The organism is Paenibacillus turicensis (assembly GCF_050461185.1).
Taxonomy (GTDB): Bacteria; Bacillota; Bacilli; order Paenibacillales; family Paenibacillaceae; genus Fontibacillus; species Fontibacillus turicensis_A.
Genome location: NZ_JBCMOR010000001.1, coordinates 267,351 through 287,979, shown reverse-complemented (window position 1 = coordinate 287,979; position 20,629 = coordinate 267,351). Strand labels below are relative to the sequence as shown.

Here is a 20,629-nt window from a genome sequence, read left to right as displayed (position 1 = left end):
AGCGTGCTGAAAAGCCACCTTAGGGTTGTTTCAGGTTGATTTAAAATAGTATCTCAACCACTAATCATTACTTCTGTTCATTTCCCTTTTTGCTCCCTAACCCAAATACAAAATAACATATCACCACAATCCCCATAAACGTAGCACCAACAATTAAAGGCAAACGAGTATCAGGGTTAAAGCCCATCCCAATAATAACTAAAATTAAATAAACGATAATAATATAGTTGCTGATTGGAAACCACTTTGATTTAAAATTATTTTCTGCCAATTCATTACCCCAACGCTTACGAAATTTAAACTGGCTAAATGCTAGCGCAAACCAAGGCACCATACCTGGTAGCACACTTGCACTGTAGATGTACAGAAAAAGCTTGGAGTCTGGCATCAGGTAATTCAAAATAACACCGATCAGTAATAAGGATATCGTCACCACAATACTATTACGAGGAACCCCACCTTTAGACAACTTCTTAAAAAAGGCAGGAGCTTGTCCATTTTCCGCTAGAGTATACAACATTCTTCCTGCGCTGTAGATGCCACTGTTACATCCAGACATCGCCGCTGTTAGCACAACAAAGTTAATAATGCCCGCCGCAGCAACGATCCCTACTTTAGCAAAAGTAAGTACAAATGGGCTTCCCGTCTCGCCCACCTCATTCCACGGGTACAACGTAACGATTACAAAAATAGCCCCTACATAAAAAATAAGAATACGCCATACGATGTTTTTGATCGCTTTTCTTAATGTGTATTTTGGATTTTCAGCTTCACCCGCTGTAATCCCGACCATCTCCACGCCTTGATACGCCGCGGTGACGATACATAATGCAAACAGAAAACCTTTAATCCCACCAGGGAAAAAGCCACCATGGCTCACCAAATTAGATAAACCGATAGGTTGTCCACCATTACCCCAGCCGAAGAAAATAAGTCCTGTTCCAATTACAATCATGACGATGATCGCTGTAACTTTAATCAAAGCAAACCAAAACTCGAATTCGCCATAAAACTTTACAGCCGCCAGATTTGCTGCTGCAATAATGAACACCCCAATAAGTGCTGGTAACCACTGGGGAATATCCGGGAACCAGTAACCAACATAAATGCCGATCGCTGTGACCTCTGCCATCCCCACTGTCACCCATAAAAACCAATAGCTCCATGCAGTAAGGAAACCAGCAAGAGGGCTAATATATTTGTGAGCAAATGTGGCAAATGATCCCGTAACAGGCTCCTGAATCAGCATCTCACCCATGATCCGCATAACAAAAAAGATAATAATCCCTGCTAGCAAATAAGCCAGCAACACCGATGGGCCTGCCCATTTAATTGTACTCGCTGAACCCATAAACAAACCAACACCAATTGTACCACCGAGTGCAATTAGCTCAACATGGCGGGGCTTAAGCCCTCTTGATAGTTCCTTTGATTCCACATGATTCTCCCCTTTTTGTGTCTACAAATTCCTGTTAACAGCATAATTAGATAAATCACATTAACGTAGCGCAGAATTACTTCATCAAATTGTACGAAAAATGTCGTGAAAATACAACATATATTAGTAAAGAAAGTGTGTAAAAAAATAGCAAAAACGTTCATTATTACAATGAACGTTTTTTAGAAGCAAGGTCAATCTCTTTTTTATTTTACATAATCTTGTTTTAAGATACCGTATATTTCTAAATCAATAACTCCTTTACCTGCCCAGATTGTTGCTTGTCTCAAGGTTCCTTCTTTAAGGAAACCATTCTTCAATAATACCTTTTTTGAATTCTCATTTAACGGCATAACCTCAGCCTGAATTCTGTTAATGTTAACATTTGTGAACAAAAAATCAACTAATATTTTTACTGCTTCTGTAGCAATCCCTTTTCCCCAATGTGATTCCGCTAAATAGTAGCCGATCGTCACGCTATTAACTTTTTGATTAAAATCTATAGCTTCAATAATGCCCAGCAGCTGCTCAGGTTCAGAGTTGGGAAAAATCCCCCACTTCACTCTTGTCCTTTTATTATAATCTCTTTCAAAATGGCCTATCATGTTCTTCACTGTATCTTTATTATGTTTAGGTATTATGCCACAGTATTTAAATACGTTGTCATTATTATAGATTTCAAAAACTTCGTCTAAATGAATATCTTCAACCTTTTTCAAAATGAAATCTTTCGATTTTAAATTAGGAAACTCTGCAAAAACTGCTTCTATATTCATTGCAACACCACTCCTAGTTTTCCTCCAAAGTTTAGACTAATCTACTTAAAAGTATATCATTTATTAGTTGCTTGGAGCAGATCTCTAAAAATTAACCTCAATGCTATAAACCATCGGTTCCTCCTCCGCAAAGCTACCTTTAGCACTAGGAGAACACCGATGGTTTTTTACCTAATTCGTTATATCACTGATCATAGCTGTTTATCATTTATTCTCAATGTATTGAAAAGGGGCTTCGGCTAAATAAATGTCGTGGAAAAAGCCTCTATACGGAATGTCTTCCTCCAAACATTTTATAAGATAATTTAATTCTTCATCACACTCTAATTGTTCACCATTATGTTGTGCCACTTCAAATGCATCAATTAGATTTTCTAGAATAGCCGTTTGAATAAATAAAGGCAACTTTTCTAGCATAACATCATCAAGATCAGTCTCAGAGCGATAACCGTCTAGCACAGTCTCAAAATACTCCTCCATAAATTTCTTTCGTTTGTTTACATCTTTTTCGAATTGAATCCAGCCAACACCATGTCCCCACACACTCGCCAAGTCGTACATATACCAACAAAAACAGGAGTTGTCGAAGTCAAATACCGTAATCTGCCCATTACTATAATCAATGTTGTAGTTTCCGTCGCTGTAATCAAAATGTACCATGCCATAATGATCAGAATGCCGATTAAGCCCCTGTAATTGCTCAAGAATATCGAACATCTTCTCCTTAACCACTGACGACAAAAAGTTAGGTGCTATTTGTTCAATATAGTTTTTATTGTATTTATCAAAGAAATCATATCTCCGATGGGTGGGCGTATAGGCTTTAGATAATTGATGCAGCTTCCCAAGCGTTTGGCCGCAATTGTAGAAGTATTCAGTCAGCGGTACTCCCTCACGATAACGGTAGTGGTTGTCTGCAAGCTGTTCTCCTGTGGCCCACTCGAACAAACAGATAAAGAAGACCTGATCCTCATGCTGAATTTCTTCTAAAAGCCGCTCATTCTTGGATTGAATGACATTGGATACACTTCCTCCATTTTCGTGTAAATAACGGATATATTCAAGTTCGCCCAGAAGGTCATTCTTACTGCGATCGCCCAGAAATGAGATGCGTATGACCCTATCTCGTGCATCTGCTTTATGGCAGGTGTAGACCAGATTTCTACCACCTTCATGGGGTTGAATTTGGGAAATGGAGTCATCCTCTAAACCATATAATATTTTAATTGTAGGCAATAAAACACTTTGTGCTGTTGCTACAGCTTCTTGGTAGGTTATACTCATTTACGCTTTCCTCCCCTTTTTTGCTGTCTCTCCAATACTTTAAAAGCTACCATCTGAGCTTCTTTATTTCGCATATATGCAGCTTTATCCTCTACGAATGCCGCTTCCCTTCTGAGTGCGAGATAGCTATCCCATCGCTCCCGTGGCAACTCCCCATTTTGTATGGCAATTTTGACGGCACATCCTGGCTCACTGACGTGCCTGCAATCGTGAAATTTGCAATTCCCAAAGTAATGTTCTACATCGGAAAACCCTTCACAGATACCTGCGGAGGCCTCCCACATCCCAAGCTCCCGCATCCCCGGCGTATCAATGATCATTACACCATTGTTTAGAAGAATAAGTTGGCGATGGGAAGTGGTATGCTTTCCTTTACTGTCATCTTCTCGGATGTCGCTCACCTTCATTAATTCCTTTCCTGCAAGCTTATTGACAAGACTTGATTTTCCTACACCGGAAGATCCAAGAAATACAATTGTGTTCCCTTTTATAAGGTAGTCTGAAAGTCCATCTATGCCATAACCGGTTTTAGCGCTAACGACATGAACCTCAACTCCGATTGCGATTTGATTCACCTTAGCGAGATATTGTGAGGTATCGGTAACCAAATCTGCTTTAGTCAGAATGATAACGGGAATAGCACCTGTCTGCCATGATAAAGCCAGATACCGTTCAATCCGACGGGGATTAAAGTCATGGTTTAGCGATTGCATAATAAATACATAATCAAAATTAGCAGCCACTGTCTGCTCTTTTATGGTCTTTGCAAAGTCAGCCGTATGACCGGATAAGTCATTTCGAGCAAATTTTGATTTGCGTGGTAACGTTCTAATAATCAGGCTTTCGCCATCAGGATTATATTGAATTTGTACGAAATCCCCTGTGGTAGGGAATTCTTCGGTACAATTGTTGAAGTAAATACCCGCCTTCAGTCGTGCAAGGCATTCTCCTTGCTCTGTAATAAGGCTATAGTGTTGTTTATGCACAGCGGTAACCCTTGCATAGGTTCCATCTGTGTATAGTGAATCATATTGTGGCGTGAAGCCATAGTCACGTAGTGTAAAAGTGTTCATGGATGCCTCCCTGTTTTTTGTAATGTAAAACCAAACCTAAGAAACTAAATTACGGTCCATACTTTTGTAATAGGGCGCAACGCAATAAAACCGCAGCAAGCAGCCGTTCATGGCTGTCTGCTGCGGTCTAATTATAAAGCAAAAATGAGTATAAAAATAACACACCTAGAAGTGTGCATCGTTGCTTTTGACCAAAGCTTCAATATTCACGAAAGGATACTTTTTTGGGCATGCCAAATAAAAGGGATACAATCCCCACAAAAATTCAGTCATGCGCCCTTATTCAGTTTTAAGTATGGGATACCTCAAAAGTTTTTGTGTTTTTCATTACGAAACAGCTCCTCTACACATTTATAAAACTACGATACAACATATGTAATATACCATGTCTCCTGCTAATTGTATATATTTGGACACAGCCTTAAACAACAATAACTTGGTTAAAAACAAGTATAATCAAACACTACATACTTTCAATAAATAAGTGGTGTTACTATATTCTTATTACTCTATAGGGAGAGATTGGGATTTGGACAATCATTTGAACATCGCACAGGAAGCCTTAAATCACTATCCAATAACATATAAATCCATTGAATTTATTGGACAAAGTGCAAATACGATCTACAAAATAACTGACCTAGAAAATAATATCTATAGTCTTCGTTTACATAGATCAAAAAGTGAAACGCTTGAAAGTATATGGACTGATCAAAAGGTGATTCGATCAGAAATGATATGGCTTCACGCCTTAACTTTGGAAACCGATGTCACGCTGCCTTCGCCACTTAAAAATATTCATGAGGAATTTATTACAAATGTGGACAGCACAAAATGCACCTTAGTAAACTGGGTGGAAGGTGAGCAAAAACCGTTTATTATTTCAATAGAAGATGCTGGGTACATAGGGGAAATGATAGGTAAATTACATAGGCATTCATCTCATTGGAATCCGCCCATTTTATTTGAACGTCCTACCTTTGATAGCGATCGAATAATAAACTCCCTTAATAAGCTTAAGGATCAAGCTAAGCTAGGGTCTATTCATGCAGGGGATATTGAGCTTTTATTAAATGCTGGTCAACGCATCATCAATATGATGAACTCCATTGAGAGAACACCTAACAACTGGGGTATGATTCATGCGGATTTGATTCCAAGCAATTTTGTATTTCGAGATCAAGAATGTAGACCGATCGATTTTGGTGCTTGTGGCTTTGGCTTTTATTTATTTGATCTTGGCTGGACATTTTCTTATATTCACCCTGCTCTTAGAGAACATTTACTTAAATCTTATTCGATGTACTATTCGTTACCTGATAATTATATTGAACAATTAGAAGGTTTTTATATTGCGGGTCAATTGGAAACCATGAATTTCTGGTTAGGTCTTCCTGATGCTCATGAATGGTTACCAAACCATATTCATAAATTAGCTCAACGAGAAGTTAATACCTATTTAAAAAATGAATCGTTTCTTTTTCATGGTATACCTTATTGGGAGTAAAACTGTAAAAATCAAAAAAGAGCCAAGAAACACCATCTTGACTCTTTTTCATTAATATACAATCACTCCATTTACTACTCGTTGTGGAGATCTCCCGTCTTATACACGTAATAACCCTCGTATTGATAGCTTGCGTCGATGCCCTTCATATAAATCTCACGGTCATTAATCTGATCTGTAAGTGCTGCTTTAAGGAGAACCTTAATCTCGACGTCTTTAATAGAACTTCTTTCCATGGCAAGCAAATAATCTTCTTTATCCACCCTACTCCAGTCAACAACTTGTCTAATTTTCTTTTTCAAGATGCAATCTAACCATATTCTTGCACTTCTCCCGTTCCCCTCACGAAAAGGATGAGCCACATTCACCTCAACATATTTTTCGATAATTTCCTCAAAGGTGGATTGTGGCATTTTTGAAACATTCTCAAGTGCTGCTTTAAGGTACATCACAGGTGCAAATCGAAAATTCCCCTTAGCTATGTTGACCTCACGTACTTTTCCGGCAAAATCATAAATATCTTCAAACAGATAATTGTGAATTTGGGATAACGCCCTAAATGTGCCAACTTCTAATGTATCCAGCATACCCGTCTCAAAAAGTTGAAGTGCTTTTTTCTTACTAAGCTTTTCTTCAACACGAGCAAGCTCAGCAGAATCGGTAATGCCCAACTTATTTTCCAGTGCCATAACTTAAACCTCCAATTATACAAACATTTATTGAAGCAGTGCTTTCTTTTTTTGTTGTAAGTGTTCTAACTTGTGTTGGTGAAATCATTTTTTGTAATCCCTTGAGCATGTAGTGCTTTTTGAGATTAAATTTTAACTATTCTTTTTTAACTCTATTAAATTACATATATAAAAGCAATTATTTGTAATCTTAATTTTTAGATTTATTTTATAATAACAAGAACCGTTCGGTCACTTTCACTGTCTAATATATAAATTACTCTATGAAAGGAGGCGCAATGTGACCCCTTCTCAACTTACTTTAGCGGCACAAAAAGGGGATGCGGAGGCTTTTACAGCCTTAATGGAAATGCATCAGAGCCGCCTATACCGAATTGCTTATGCTTATTTACATAATCAGGAAGATGCACTAGAAGTCATACAAGAATCAACCTACCGAGCATACCGCAATCTAAAAAAACTGAAAGAACCCAGCTACTTTGGGACGTGGATGATCCGTATTTTGTTAAATTGTTGTGCAGATGAACGTAAACGGCAAAGTCGGTTTAGACCCATTACGAATGTTCACACAGGCACGAGTATTCAGGAGCCTAGCAGTTGGGATTGCCCTCAGGACCCTGATCTCGCAACGGCAGTAGCCGATTTAGAACCACATTACAGGCAAATCATCATTCTTAGCTACTTTGAAGGCTTTTCACTAACTGAAGTTGCAGACATTCTCGAAATCCCATCTGGTACGGTAAAATCACGATTGCACCGCGCCCTTGGCAAGCTACGTGACCAACTTGAACCGAAAGGAGTAAATTAGCTATGACTGATGAACACAATCCCTATGAATCATTGGAAACCCGACTCCAGACTCGCAAAACAGAATATGACACAATTTCAGTACCCAATAGTTCAACATCCTTGGCTGTCCAAAGTGGAATTAAGCAAGCTACGCGAAAACATAAAATCCGTATGCGCTGGGTTATGAGCTGTATCTCAATTGCAGCATTTGTTTTGTTGTTTACCGGATGTATCCGTGTGTCTCCCGCATTTGCATCCTTTGTAAAGCAGTTCCCAGGCATGGAGGGCATCGTTAATATTATTGCACAGGACAAAGGTCTTATGATGGCAATTGATCAATCTCTCTTACAAAAAGTAGGGCTTACTGACGAGCATGACGGAATTTCTGTCACCGTGGAAGGTATTATTACTGATGAGTCACGCATGGTTATTTTCTACAAAATTAAAGGGTTGAAGGACGCAGAGAAAGGTAATTATACGATAGACTTGCTGGATCAAAACGGAATAAGATTACCTGTGGGATATAGCTATTTAGCATCTAACTCCATCTCAGATAATCAAGTTTATGAGGATGTAATAGATATTCTTTTACCAGATGATGTCTCTCCTCCAGATCAGCTAAGTTTTGTAGTCAAACCAAAAGACAAAAAACACGTAGGTGAGTGGAAAGTGACAACTCAAATTGATAAAAATTTAACCAGAGGCATGAAAAAAATAATTGATATTAATCATACACTAATAGTAGATGGGCAAAAAATCCTTATCAAACAAGTCACTATGTATCCAACTCGATTAGTGCTTGATGTACAATTTGATGCAAATAATACCAAAAAAATATTTGGTATGAGTGATCTGCAACTGATTGATGAACAAGGTCTTGCATGGAAAACGGATACTTCAATAGGTGAAGAAACTCGCTCCATTCATTTCGAAAGCATGTATTTCTCTTCTCCTAAAAAGCTTACATTACAAGGCTCTGGCTTGTCGGGTCTAAATAAAAAGGAGTTGGATTTTAGTCTTGATCTTCAATCACAAGAGATTAGCGGAGGTCCATCGGGTTTAAAAATGATTGGTAGCAAAATAGAAGGCAAAGATCTAGTAATTGATTTCTTTATTCCTACAGATATGTCGAATAATTTCACTCTCGCTTTTAGCAAAGTGAAGGATAGCATGGGAAAGACGTATGAGATAAATGAAACCCGTTGGCGTTCAAATAACGATACTGAACAAGAGCATACTGTAGTCTCGAGTGTCATTACAAATGGTGCAGCATTAAAAGATACGATTGAGATGAGAATCTCAACTTACCCTAGTAAAGTAAAAGCGCCGTTTTCTTTAGAAATTCCGATCCATTAATAATCCATTGATAATCAATGGACTTACTAAGTTTACAAATCATTACACAATCCTTAAGCTAAAGAATACCGATGAATATTTACTTAACGTAAATGTCCATCGGTTTTCTAATGAAATCAATTAAATCGAAAACTCTGGCTCAAAATTGCGGTAGTAATTGGCAAGAAATTGCTTCGTCCGATCACTTTTTGGCGAACCAAACACTTCATCTGGTGTTCCGTCCTCCACGATGACACCTTTATCCAGAAATAACACCCTTGTCGCTACCTTGCGAACAAAGTTCATCTCGTGAGAAACAAGCAACATCGTATATCCTTCCTCCGCCGTCTGCTTAATCGTATCCAGTACCTCTCCAACCAATTCTGGATCAAGCGCAGAGGTTGGCTCATCAAATAACAAAAGCTCTGGCTGCATCGCAAGCGCGCGGGCAATCGCAACACGTTGCTGTTGTCCACCTGAGAGTTGCTTGGGGAAATGATTAATCCGATCGGACAATCCCACTCTTGCTAACTGCTGATGAGCAATTTTACGTGCTTCCTCCTTCGCTATCTTTTTTACGATAATCAGACCCTCCATCACATTTTCAAGCGCCGTTTTCTGACGAAACAGATTAAACTGCTGAAATACCATTGCTGTACTTTTACGAAGCCTTTGCGCATCTGATCGGGATGCCTTAGCGACATTCACCTTGAAATCACCAATTGAAATGCTCCCTGAATCTGGTGTTTCCAATAAATTAATGGAACGAAGAAACGTAGATTTACCTGAACCTGATGAGCCAATTACAGCTACAACATCGCCTTTTTTAATAGATAAATCTAGCTCGTTAAGAACGATGTGTCCATGAAATGATTTTGTTAAGCCGCTAATTTCAATCAAGGATCACATCCCCCTTTCTTTTTCTTGCGCTTCTTAAATCTATATCCAGTCGCTTTTCCAAATAGGAAATAATTTGTTCAATAATAATTGTGAGTCCCCAATAGATCAGTGCCAGTGCGCAATAGGATTCAAAGTAACGTAGGTTGTTCCCAGCCAAAATTTTGGAATACGCCGTCATTTCCACCACGGAGCAGACAAAGGCTAGCGAGGTTCCCTTCATAAGGCCGATAAGCGCATTCCCTAATGTCGGTAGTGCCACCACAAAGGCTTCTGGCAAAATCACTCTCCTTAACACCTGCCAAGGCGACATCCCCAGTGAATGTGCGGCTTCGATTTGACCCTTATCTACAGATTGTAACGCTCCGCGAATAATTTCAGAGCTGTAGGCTGCCTCATTTAATGATAATGCCAATAGCACATAAAAAAGTGCAGGAATTAAATTTACATTATAGCTTGTATCATAATAGTAGTTGATGTACTTTAGTACAATCGGAATTCCAGCATAGGTCAGGTAAAGCTGAACCAGGATTGGCGTTCCTCGCGTGAAGGAGATAAATACCGTACCGATTTGGTACAATACAGGTATTCTTTTCATTTTTATAATGGCAAGCAGGAGCCCCAGTAATAGCCCTGCCAGCATCGATATCGCCGTCAAATACAACGTAACCGGCAAATATTTTAAAAGCTTAGGAATCAGCGTAAAAACAAGCTCTATATCAAATATATTTGGCATCTAAGTGCCCCCTTATTGCACTTCCGGAGCAAAGTCGCCACGCAAATACTTTTGGCTGATTTCTGTAATGCTGCCATCTTTAATCAATTCCTTGATCCGAGCGTTGACATCCTTTAGTAGTTGTTCGCTGTTGCTACCTTTGCTGAGCAGCAAATAGCTGTATGGCACGCCGATTCGGTCTGAATCCTCCTGAGACAAAGGAATAGCCTTCAGCTTAAGTCCATATTCGTTGATATATAATTGAAGCATTGAATTGTCGATCAGATTAAAATCAGTGACACCACTTTCTACATTTTGAAGAATAGGTACCATTTCCGCTTCCGTATATTTCAGCTTCACAGGAGTTTTAGCAAGTGTTTCGTTGTACTCCTCCAGTGCCACAGTATAGTTAACGCCTGAGCTAACCTCTGTTGACTTCCCCTCAAGGTCAGCAAACGATTTAATATCGTCACGATTTTCAGCCACAGCGATCACATACTGATTTTTGAAAATAGGATCTGAGAAGTAATATTTCTCTGCTCGTTTTGCATTTTTCGCAAAGTTGTTAGCACCAATCTGGTAACGGTCTGAATCTAATCCTGCAAATACGGAAGCAAACTCTGTTGCTTCAATAGTGGCATCATATTGTGGTAAACCTTCAAATATCTTTTTCACCACTTGAATATCGTAGCCATCCAATTCATTGCTATCATTTAAATAGGAAAACGGCTTAGGATTCCCTCCTGTTGCAATCGTGATTTTAGTTTTTTGAGTGTTATTTGCTGTTGTATTTACTTTTTCAGCTGTTTTCTCATTTCCGCAAGCGACAAGTGCCAACGTTAATGTTGCTGCTACAATGCCCAGTCCGATTTTCCCCCACTTTTTCATCTCTATATCCCCCTATTCTTTTGTCAAAAACTTATGCTCTGGGTCACTGCTTTTTTCCTTGCGGTTTTGCGGCTCAGACCAAACTCCCTCATAATCGATCTGATCCCAGAAGCGAGTGTTATAATCGATAAAGATGCCCACCTTCTTTTTATTGCTTTGTGCCATATCGCGCAGATAGGAATTGTTCTTGAATGCAGGAATTTCATATAAATCACGAGCGTAACCCCAGATATTTTTAAAATCGACAATGCGATTACGAATTGGTCCTAGATTTTTAAAATAATAAGTATCAAACCGAGCCAAGGTAACAAACAACCGAATATCGGAATCTGTGACGTAATCCCCAAACAAGAAACGATTATTTTCCAGACGCTCCTCAATTTCGTCCAATGCCTTGTATAAATGGTGGAACGCATGGTTGTACGCCTCAATGGTCTGAGCAAACATTGCCTTATAAACGCCATTGTTAACGTTGTCGAATAAGAAATCGTTGTACTTGTCTATCTCCACTCTTAAATGCTCTGGATAGAGATCAGGTGCACCTGGTTTATGCAGGGGTGCAAACTCCTTTTCCAGATAATTCGTTAGCCACACATAATCGTTATTGACCACTTTTTTTGTTTTAATATCAATCACAGCCGGTACAGTAGCTCTACCTGCATATTCTGGGTCTGCATTAGCATAAAGCTCAGATAAAAACTGTACATCCAACACAGGGTCCTTGCCATTTTCATCATAAACAAATTCCCAGCCTAAATCCTGTTCATGCTTGCCTCGTCCCACTAGATTGATGCTAATGGCATCCTCTAATCCCAACAGCTCACGTACGATGGAAGCTCGGTTGGACCAATGGCAACCTTTTGCCCAAATGAGGCGATAACGTCCCGCTTCTACTGGTAATTTATTTTCACCTTCGCCAAACGGAGTATCAAACCGATTTTTTTGCCGTACAAAAAATCCACGCTCATCAATTTCGTGCTCAATTTCTTTAGGTCTAACTCTGATTTCTGCCTCTGCCATTTCATATTCCTCCTCTATTCTATAAATCCCATTTCCCTCAAAAGTGGTTCGTTCCGATACAGAGCTAATCCCGTCTTCATCGATTTGAAGCCAAGACGACGATAGAAGTCCACTGTATTGGGGTGTGTATATAAAACAACGTTACAATGCCCAACAAAGGTCAACAAATTGTTAATAATCAGCCTACCTAATCCTTTGCCATGATACCGCTCATCAACAGCAATGTTGTATATCGCCGCTTGAGATATACCATCAGACAATGCACGCCCAAATCCTATCAACGTACCGTCGTCATAAATAAATGTAACTGCATAACTGCTTTCAAATGCTTGGCGATGAATCTCTGGTGCGGCATTTGATAAACCAAAATGACTCATCAACTCAGCTACACGATCCCATTCCCGATCCTCGCAGTCATTGCAAATGACCAAGTTAGGCACACTAACCTTCCTATCACTCTTGCTATTATGGTTAGAAGTAGCCTCCCCGCTCTCTGGATATACACGTTGCTCAATATCGTGACTCATCCCAGCGTTTTCCTTCCACAGGGCTCAGTACAACACGACAGGTTTTGTCCTTCTGTAACTTGTATTTCATTTGTCATTAAATTACCTCCCCTATTAATACCAAGTATTCATGTGTGTTTTAACTGATATTAAACTAATGTGATCTGCAAAGATAGTAAAAATCAGAACCACCAAATTAGGATTATCGCTATTGACAACTGCGCTAAATGACGATAAAATATCTTTTCTTTTTTTCCAAAAAATAAAGTACCAAAAAGCCGGTACAGCCCGTAAACTTATCCCTCGGCTGTACCGGCTTATATTTTCCCTTTCCGTTATATCCATTTATCCATATAAACAATCTTAATAAAGGAGGGCTCATAACTTATATCCCAATCCGCACGATAACCCAGCTTTTCATAAAAACCTACCGCTCGATCCTGGCTTGTGATAATGATCCTCTTGGCTTGAAATTCCTTTGCCCAACGCTCCGTTGCTTCAATTAAGATACGTCCATAGCCGTTACCCTGATATTTATCTATAACACAGACACGTTCGATTTTAGCTGTATTGCTATCTATAATATTCAGTCTAGCCGCGGCAACAGGTTCACTTCCAGCTAGCAACAACATGTATTTTGCCTGTTCTCCATCATGCTGATCAAATTCCATCTGTAGAGGAATATTCATGCCTTTGACCATAGTATGAATGCGCACATAATAGACAGCCGCTCTTTGCCAGGTACTACTTACTCTTATTTCCTGCAAAAAAATCCCCCGCTCCGATAGAGATTGTCCAAACCATTAAATTTCACTATTCAATATGCGCTAGTTATTGCCCCAGACCTCTTCCGTAATCTCCTTAATGAGTTGAAGCTTCGCCCACTGCTGCTCCTCTGTCAAAATATTGCCTTCTTCCGTAGAAGCAAAGCCACATTGCGGACTTAAATAAAGTCGATCCAGTTCAACATATTGAGCAGCTTCACGAATACGCTGAATAATCTCGGCTTTGTCCTCTAGCTCTGGGGTTTTGGACGTGATTAAGCCCAATACCACCTTTTTGTCATTGCCAACATAACGTAATGGCTCAAATCCCCCAGCACGATCAGAATCGTATTCTAAATAGTAAGCATCCACGTTTTGTTTAGCGAATAAAGCCTCTGCAACTGGCTCGTATCCTCCCGAGGTTGCCCAAGATGAACGGAAATTACCGCGGCATACATGCGTCGTAATAATTAGATCGTCAGGACGATCTGCTAGCACTAGGTTATTAATTCGGAGCTTTTCTTCTTTACGCTGTTCATCTGTGCTTCTGTCCTGATCAAATGCATTAGAGCGGCCTTCAAAAAATTGCCCCCATGAGCAATCATCCAATTGCACATTACGGCAACCCGCATCATACAGATCTCCGATAACATTCTTAAACGCCTTTACAATATCTTGGATTAACTCTTCTCGATCAGGATAAAATTGCTTCGTATTGTTTATATTTTTAGGTGAAATTAAAAGATGAAAAAACTGCGTTGGCGAGGGGATTGTCTGACGTACTACAATATCATCACCGGCAATACGTTTTACAAATTTGAAATGCTCCAAGAAGGGATGGTTTTCTCCGCTGATCTTGCCTGTAAGCTCGGCAGAATCTGACCGAGTCGCTGCACTTTTGAATACACTAGTGGAATTGTTAGTTGTTTTACCAACACCTTGTAACCCCCAGAAGAAGTCAAGATGCCACCAGCTTCTACGAAATTCCCCATCCGTTGCTACCTTTAAGCCCGCTTCCCTTTGCTTTTTCACCAAATCAGTAATCGCTTGATCCTCTATAGCCTTTAATTGCTCTGCTGTAAATTCCCCTCTAGCAAATTTTTCTCTTGCCGTCTTCAATTCCTGAGGCCGTAAAAAACTACCTACAACATCAAAACGAAATGGCGCTGTACTTGGCTTGCTCATTCTAATTCCTCCCTTTCACTCATAAAACACAGTAAACACATGTGGTTTTAATGATTTTAAAATACGAGGCTTCAGAAATATAGTAAAAATAAGAACTGTTTCATATTACTAAAGACATTGACAATACATTCGAAACCAGTAAAATAGTATAAAATCTATATTTCCAATAGATTAAGTTGGTTTAATTAAATTGTTAAACGATCCTCCGAAGAAAGGAGCCTATGTTTCATGACACCTACACACCAATCAAAGATTTATCAACCTTCTCAACCCCTGCTAGAGAATGTGGTAACCTCTTTTTCTGAAGCACGCTCCAAAGGCTCACCTTTATTTAATGGAGGCCTCATTTTTACTGAACATTATGTAGATGCAAATTATATTAATCAAGCTACGATTATCCCTGATGGCTGTGTGCATCTAGTCATTTGCTGTCATCCTGAACATCCGTCCGCTAACCTTTGCGGTAATTTGTACCAAGGGACCGAAGGACTTTTTATTCGTCAGGGGTGCCATTATTTCTCGATCTGCTTTTTACCAGGATATGCGGAGCATTTCTTCAAACATCCTATTGGTATGTTTAGTGGTCAAGAGTTTCCTGTGCAGGATGTATTGCCACATGCAGCTATTCTCTTGTCAAGAGTAGCTGAGGCAACTAATTTTGAGGAACGGATTACTGCATTTGAAAGCTTTTACATCGATTATATTAAGGATGAACTGAATATTAATCCATTGATACAGCATGCAACGCAGAGGATTATTAAGTCTCGTGGAAACCTCAATATTGCAGATCTATCCAATGACTGTGGGTATTCCACTCGTTATATGGTCAAAATTTTTGAAAAGTATGTGGGGTTGTCTCCCAAGCTATTCAGCCGAATCATGCGATTTCAGCATGTGGTGCAGGCGCTAGAGGTTAATGAGTATTCTCATATCCTAGATCATATTTATGAGCTTGGTTATTGCGATCAAAATCATTTCATCAAGGATTTTAAACAATTCAGCCGCCTTACGCCTAAAAATTATATACATCGTCTTCGTTCCTGATTGGTATGCTGTAAGTTACATTTTAATTCTGGATATTTATACTATGTGTTGATTAGAAATACAAACTTTGCTATACTCTTCAAAAAAAAGCATTGCATAGATAGGAGATCATTATGAAGAAAAAACTGCTAACCGCACTCGGAGGCTCACTCATTCTATTGATTGGGATTACAGCGGGTGCGCTCGCTAGTGGCAATCTGCAAGAGATCAAAGCTTTTTTAAATGGGGATTTGAAGGTTCGTGCTCATGGAGAAATTGTTCAATTAAAGGATATTAACGGTCAAACTATACTTCCAATCACGTACAAGGGCGTTACCTACTTGCCTGTAAGATCAGTAGCCTCTCTACTCGATGTACCAGTAAGCTACGATGCTACAGCAAAAGAGGTTATTATCGGTGGTGATGACGCTGGTCAACAACAAACTAACGTTCCAATTAGTAAAGAAGACTACAACAACACACTTTATACAAAAGACCCTGCACTTACGAAATTAGGTAACAAGGATTATAGTGAGGTGCTCTATAGTGCACCAAATTCTCAATTTAAGTACACCGCACTTAGTCCAAACGGTAAATATTCAAAGCTTGTCGTACAGTTTGCCGCAATCGCCCAAGATGTAAAGACACTTGAAATTAGAGATATCGACACGAACGCCTTGCTTAAAAAGGTAGAAGGCATCACGCCTGCTGCTGGGCTACAAACCATTGAAGTAAATATTACAGGTGTAAAAAATATTTCATTTGATGTGAATCAGCCTGTAGATGGCGGCTTCTTTATCCCATTGACTACTTCTTATTATAATAAGTAAGCAAAGGTTTATGTTATAAAACAGAAGACAAGCTTACACATGTTTATTGACATTTATAGCATTATTCTAAGCAGTCAAGTAGTGAAAAACCACCAGATTTTAATGTCTGGTGGTTTTTTTCATAGAGTCTGGGACAAAGAAACATATAGGAAATCGCTATTTTAGTAAAGGAGGTATCTGGGGTTGAACCAGAAATCAGGGCTTTGCAGGCCCTCGCCTTACCATTTGGCTATACCTCCATAAGATTTAAATTGTTAACTACGTTATGAGGTGGATCATTTATTAACCTTATTTTACCGTCTTCCTTCCATACGATCAATTCTAATTATAATATAGTAATGATAAGTTTAGCCTATGATTATTTAATAAAAATACATTAGAATTCCAATATGGTTTATATTATAATAATAGGAAAATATTATGATCATTATATTTATCGTTGTAACTAGTACAAAATAATGGAGGTTCACCTTATGGAACTCAAGCAATTAGAATATTTCATCACTTTGAGCCAAGAGCTACATTTTACTCGTGCGGCTGAAAAGCTAGGCATTACTCAACCGTCGCTAAGTCAACAAATTCGGTTGCTTGAACATGAGATCGGGATGCCTTTGTTTGATCGTGTTGGCAAAAAAACGATGCTTAATGAAGCTGGACAAGTATTGCTACATCATAGCTATAATGTGTTTCACGAGCTACAGCAGGCCAAAGCCATTATAAGTGAGCTACAAGGTCTAAAACGAGGTTCTTTAAAGGTCGGAGCGCTCTTAACCGTAATTAATTATTTACTTGCACCAACAGTAATGACATTCCATCAAAGCTATCCTAATGTAGAATTATCTGTCCTTGGTATGCGCACAGGTGATATTTACAATGGGCTACTGCACAATGAACTGGATTTGGGCATCGTATTTTTACCAATGGAGCATGATGATCTTGAAATTGTTCCATTATATGAGGAAAACTTAGCTCTTGCTGTTGCTGTGAATCATCCTGTTGCTAACTTAGAATTTGTCACGCTTGATATTTTAAAGAATACACCTTCTGTTTTGTTACCAGCTACATATTTTTTACGGCAGCTCATTAACGAGCAGTGTCAGACAACTTTATCCTTTACTCCCCAACCTGTCCTTGAAATGACTACAATGGAGTCGATTATTACGATGGTGAGTAAAGGGGTCGGGGTAACGATTTTGCCAAAAGGGTACTTGGATTACATCAACAATCCTAATATTGTAACCGTTCCACTTCAAGCCCCCACGTTAACTACACAAATTGGCGTTGTTTATCGCAAGCATAAGCATTTATGTGTAGCAAGCCGTGTATTCATGGAGCAATTAGTCGCAACGGTGAACAGTTAACCTTGTTCACTACTCGGTGATGCTTGATGGTAGATGATTTGTTTCTTAAGCTTGCTGTACTGCAAGCCATGTTATAACATCACTGGCATTTTGCTCAGGCTGGTGAATCGGGTAAAATATATGCTCAACGCACCCATTATTAATAATAAGTGTTGTCCTTTGCATAAATTTCTGACCTGCCAACTCAAAAAGCGGAAGCTCCATAGCAAATGCAAAGGTAAGTGTGTCGTCAGAAAGCAATGGGAATGGCAAATGAAGCCGCTGGACTGCTTCTTTCTGTTCATCCGTACTTTGCGTAGAAAGACCAAATAACCGCTTCACTCCTACCTCCTGAAGCTCCGCAAAATGATCACGAAATGCACAGGATTGCGAGGTACAGCCTCGTGCACCAGCAATGTCATCCCAGCCTGCTACAGCGCCCCCCTGTGCAGGGCTTATGCGTGGATACACATAAACCACAGTTAACCCTCCCTCGGAGAGATTGACGAAAGAGTCATCTGTGGCACGCAAAGAAATGTTAGGTATTCTATTATAGTTAACGATAGCTCTCACCTCTTCCCCAAGATTGATATTGGTATTGCTATTTTTACTTTGATAGCCGATAGCTTTCCTCCATTGCGTCAAGTAGCTTCACTAAAATAGCATTCGATTGACGAAGTAATGCCCTCTGATCCAACATTTGAGTCGCCTGCTGAGTATATGCCCCTGCTGTCATCTCATCCCCACAATGGCTAATCAGCCTTTCAATACTGTCATTACTGCTCTCTAAATGAAATTGGAGTCCAACAACATGCCCCTGATATTCAAACGCTTGGTTGGCGCAACTAAGACTAAGTGCAGCACTTTTTACACCAGCAGGTAATTGGAACGTTTCCCCATGCCAATGAAAAGGAATAAATTCGTGTGGTAGGTGCTGTAAAAGCTTTGTAGCTTTTCCCTCCGCCGTCATTTTTACAGGAAACCAACCTATCTCCCTATGCGGATTTTTGTAGACCCGCCCCCCGATCACCTGTGCAATTAATTGTGCACCTAGGCAAATGCCAAGCACCAATTTTTTATGCGCAATGGTCTCATTAATAAATTCCTTTTCCTGAATGAGCCACGGAAAATCTACTTCATCATGTACGCTCATCGGTCCTCCTAACACAATTAGCAGATCAAAGTCTGATTGAAGCGGAAATTGACTGTGCTCCTGCTCATATAACAAAGTCCCACTTAGCGTAAATCCATTATCCTGTACCCAATCAGCTATTTTTTCAGGTGTTTCAAACGGAACATGCTGTAAATAGTGCACCCTCACTCTAATTCACTTCCATTTCTTTAAAATAGTGTATTGCTTTATTTAATCCAACAAGAAGCTGCTCCACCTCCGCCTCCGTATTATACAAATAAAAGCTCGCTCGTGCGGTAGCTCCTACCTGAAAATGCTTCATTAACCGCTGACAACAGTGATGACCTGCGCGAACGGCTACCCCATGCATATCTAGAATCGTAGCTAAATCGTGTGGATGGATATTGCCTAAATTAAACGTAATAAGCCCACAACGCCCCTCATCTGGGCCGTATAAAGTAAAGCCATCCAGTTGCTTCATTTGCTCTAAGGCATAACGTGTCAAATATTGATCATGTGCCTCAATGACATCAAGTCCAATTTGCTCCAAAAAATCAATTGCCGTTCCTAAACCTATCGCTCCTGCAATGATCGGTGTCCCCGCTTCAAACTTCCAAGGGAGCTGCTTCCAAGTAGCGTCATACAGTCCAATCTCATCGATCATTTCCCCGCCAAACTCCACTGGCTCCATCTTTTCAAGCAGTTCGCCTTTGCCATACAAAACACCTATTCCAGTAGGCCCACACATTTTATGTCCTGAAAAAACATAAAAATCGCAATCTAGCTCTTGAACATCCACCTTAATATGGGCGATGCTCTGAGCCCCATCTACTAACATAACTGCACCATGCTTATGCGCTAGTGCTGCCATCTCCTTCACTGGATTAGCGATACCAAGCACATTGGAGATATGAGAGACAGCCACAAGCTTAGTGCGATTCGTGATTGTACTAGCAGCATCTTCAATTGAAAATGTACCATCCTCTTGAAGCGGAATATATTTTAGAATTGCTCCTGTTGCCTTTGCAACTTGCTGCCAAAGTAGAAGATTACTGTGGTGCTCCATAGCCGAGATAACAATCTCATCGCCCTCGTTGCAAACCGCACGCCCATAACTACTAGCAACCAGGTTAATAGAAGCCGTGGTTCCACGAGTAAAAATAACTTCCTCCATTCGTTTTGCATGAATAAAATGTGTAACCTTGGCGCGTGCTTCTTCATATGCTTTTGTTGCACGTGCACCCAAAGTATGAACCCCTCGATGAACGTTCGCGTTGTCTTGCTCATAATAATCCTTTAAAGTATTAATGACTTGAATTGGCTTTTGTGCTGAGGCAGCACTATCAAGGTAAGCAAGCGGATAACCGTTAATATTTTGGTGAAGTATAGGAAAATATTTTCTGATATAAGAAAGCTCCAACATCCTCATCCTTTACTG

21 protein-coding genes and 1 tRNA gene are annotated in these 20,629 nt (G+C 39.7%); 6 read left to right on the top strand and 16 right to left on the bottom strand.

What is annotated here, in order from left to right; translation table 11 throughout:
• Window positions 1–67: 67 nt before the first annotated feature.
• The 4 genes from ABE099_RS01205 to rsgA all read right to left on the bottom strand — a co-directional run bounded on the left by ABE099_RS01205 (window position 68) and on the right by rsgA (window position 4,571).
• Entirely contained in the window at window positions 68–1,438 is a 1,371-nt protein-coding gene (locus ABE099_RS01205; RefSeq protein WP_430026752.1) for an amino acid permease, read from the bottom strand.
• 206 nt (window positions 1,439–1,644) lie between these two features.
• Entirely contained in the window at window positions 1,645–2,214 is a 570-nt protein-coding gene (locus ABE099_RS01200; RefSeq protein WP_430026751.1) for a GNAT family N-acetyltransferase, read from the bottom strand.
• Window positions 2,215–2,418: 204 nt separating this feature from the next.
• Window positions 2,419–3,498, bottom strand: a complete 1,080-nt coding sequence (locus ABE099_RS01195; RefSeq protein ID WP_430026750.1) for a phosphotransferase enzyme family protein — start codon at window positions 3,496–3,498, stop codon at window positions 2,419–2,421.
• Window positions 3,495–4,571: a ribosome small subunit-dependent GTPase A gene (rsgA, locus tag ABE099_RS01190; RefSeq protein ID WP_430026749.1), complete on the bottom strand. Its 1,077-nt coding sequence runs from the start codon at window positions 4,569–4,571 to the stop codon at window positions 3,495–3,497. Before rsgA ends, ABE099_RS01195 begins: the two co-directional genes overlap by 4 nt.
• 529 nt (window positions 4,572–5,100) lie before the next feature.
• Between rsgA and ABE099_RS01185 the strand changes: the two genes are divergently transcribed.
• Window positions 5,101–6,078: a phosphotransferase enzyme family protein gene (locus tag ABE099_RS01185; RefSeq protein ID WP_430026748.1), complete on the top strand. Its 978-nt coding sequence runs from the start codon at window positions 5,101–5,103 to the stop codon at window positions 6,076–6,078.
• A gap of 74 nt (window positions 6,079–6,152) precedes the next feature.
• On the opposite strand, the gene fic is transcribed toward ABE099_RS01185, so the two are convergent.
• On the bottom strand, window positions 6,153–6,767 hold the full coding sequence (gene fic / locus ABE099_RS01180; protein WP_430026747.1) for a protein adenylyltransferase Fic: 615 nt from the start codon (window positions 6,765–6,767) through the stop codon (window positions 6,153–6,155).
• 280 nt (window positions 6,768–7,047) lie between these two features.
• Here fic and ABE099_RS01175 point away from each other — a divergent pair, with 280 nt between their 5' ends.
• Window positions 7,048–7,575 carry a sigma-70 family RNA polymerase sigma factor gene (locus tag ABE099_RS01175; protein ID WP_430026746.1) on the top strand — a complete coding sequence of 176 codons (528 nt, stop codon included), beginning with the start codon at window positions 7,048–7,050 and terminating at the stop codon, window positions 7,573–7,575.
• A 2-nt stretch (window positions 7,576–7,577) separates the two neighbouring features.
• On the top strand, window positions 7,578–8,912 hold the full coding sequence (locus tag ABE099_RS01170) for a DUF4179 domain-containing protein (RefSeq protein ID WP_430026745.1): 1,335 nt from the start codon (window positions 7,578–7,580) through the stop codon (window positions 8,910–8,912).
• A 120-nt stretch (window positions 8,913–9,032) separates the two neighbouring features.
• On the opposite strand, the gene ABE099_RS01165 is transcribed toward ABE099_RS01170, so the two are convergent.
• From ABE099_RS01165 to ABE099_RS01135, 7 genes are all read right to left on the bottom strand, one after another.
• Window positions 9,033–9,791 carry an amino acid ABC transporter ATP-binding protein gene (locus ABE099_RS01165; protein ID WP_430026744.1) on the bottom strand — a complete coding sequence of 253 codons (759 nt, stop codon included), beginning with the start codon at window positions 9,789–9,791 and terminating at the stop codon, window positions 9,033–9,035.
• Window positions 9,784–10,524, bottom strand: coding sequence for an amino acid ABC transporter permease (locus ABE099_RS01160; protein WP_430026743.1), 741 nt, complete (start codon window positions 10,522–10,524; stop codon window positions 9,784–9,786). Before ABE099_RS01160 ends, ABE099_RS01165 begins: the two co-directional genes overlap by 8 nt.
• Before the next feature lie 12 nt (window positions 10,525–10,536).
• Entirely contained in the window at window positions 10,537–11,391 is an 855-nt protein-coding gene (locus ABE099_RS01155; protein WP_430026742.1) for a transporter substrate-binding domain-containing protein, read from the bottom strand.
• A 12-nt stretch (window positions 11,392–11,403) separates the two neighbouring features.
• Window positions 11,404–12,411, bottom strand: a complete 1,008-nt coding sequence (locus ABE099_RS01150) for a glutathione S-transferase C-terminal domain-containing protein (RefSeq protein WP_430026741.1) — start codon at window positions 12,409–12,411, stop codon at window positions 11,404–11,406.
• Between the two features lie 14 nt (window positions 12,412–12,425).
• The gene (locus ABE099_RS01145) at window positions 12,426–12,938 is read right to left on the bottom strand and encodes a GNAT family N-acetyltransferase (RefSeq protein ID WP_430026740.1); all 513 of its coding nucleotides are present in this window, start codon (window positions 12,936–12,938) and stop codon (window positions 12,426–12,428) included.
• Window positions 12,939–13,252: 314 nt separating this feature from the next.
• Window positions 13,253–13,684: a GNAT family N-acetyltransferase gene (locus ABE099_RS01140; RefSeq protein ID WP_430026739.1), complete on the bottom strand. Its 432-nt coding sequence runs from the start codon at window positions 13,682–13,684 to the stop codon at window positions 13,253–13,255.
• Between the two features lie 60 nt (window positions 13,685–13,744).
• Window positions 13,745–14,866: a 5-methyltetrahydropteroyltriglutamate--homocysteine S-methyltransferase gene (locus ABE099_RS01135; RefSeq protein ID WP_430026738.1), complete on the bottom strand. Its 1,122-nt coding sequence runs from the start codon at window positions 14,864–14,866 to the stop codon at window positions 13,745–13,747.
• 228 nt (window positions 14,867–15,094) lie between these two features.
• On the opposite strand from ABE099_RS01135, the gene ABE099_RS01130 reads away from it, so the two are divergent.
• The gene (locus tag ABE099_RS01130; RefSeq protein WP_430026737.1) at window positions 15,095–15,910 is read left to right on the top strand and encodes a helix-turn-helix domain-containing protein; all 816 of its coding nucleotides are present in this window, start codon (window positions 15,095–15,097) and stop codon (window positions 15,908–15,910) included.
• A gap of 113 nt (window positions 15,911–16,023) precedes the next feature.
• Entirely contained in the window at window positions 16,024–16,719 is a 696-nt protein-coding gene (locus tag ABE099_RS01125) for a stalk domain-containing protein (protein WP_430026736.1), read from the top strand.
• A gap of 168 nt (window positions 16,720–16,887) precedes the next feature.
• Here ABE099_RS01125 and ABE099_RS01120 read toward each other — a convergent pair.
• A tRNA-Cys gene (locus tag ABE099_RS01120) sits at window positions 16,888–16,958 on the bottom strand.
• Window positions 16,959–17,192: 234 nt separating this feature from the next.
• Here ABE099_RS01120 and ABE099_RS01115 point away from each other — a divergent pair.
• Window positions 17,193–18,080, top strand: a complete 888-nt coding sequence (locus tag ABE099_RS01115) for a LysR family transcriptional regulator (RefSeq protein ID WP_430026735.1) — start codon at window positions 17,193–17,195, stop codon at window positions 18,078–18,080.
• A gap of 45 nt (window positions 18,081–18,125) precedes the next feature.
• Here the strand turns inward: ABE099_RS01115 and ABE099_RS01110 are convergent, their stop codons facing one another.
• Genes ABE099_RS01110 through ABE099_RS01100 form a run of 3 tightly spaced genes read right to left on the bottom strand, consistent with a single transcriptional unit; the run spans window position 18,126 to window position 20,611 of the window.
• Window positions 18,126–18,632 carry a peroxiredoxin gene (locus tag ABE099_RS01110; protein WP_430026734.1) on the bottom strand — a complete coding sequence of 169 codons (507 nt, stop codon included), beginning with the start codon at window positions 18,630–18,632 and terminating at the stop codon, window positions 18,126–18,128.
• A gap of 34 nt (window positions 18,633–18,666) precedes the next feature.
• Entirely contained in the window at window positions 18,667–19,374 is a 708-nt protein-coding gene (locus tag ABE099_RS01105) for a type 1 glutamine amidotransferase (protein WP_430026733.1), read from the bottom strand.
• Window positions 19,375–19,381: 7 nt separating this feature from the next.
• Window positions 19,382–20,611: a cysteine desulfurase gene (locus ABE099_RS01100; RefSeq protein WP_430026732.1), complete on the bottom strand. Its 1,230-nt coding sequence runs from the start codon at window positions 20,609–20,611 to the stop codon at window positions 19,382–19,384.
• Window positions 20,612–20,629: the final 18 nt, after the last annotated feature.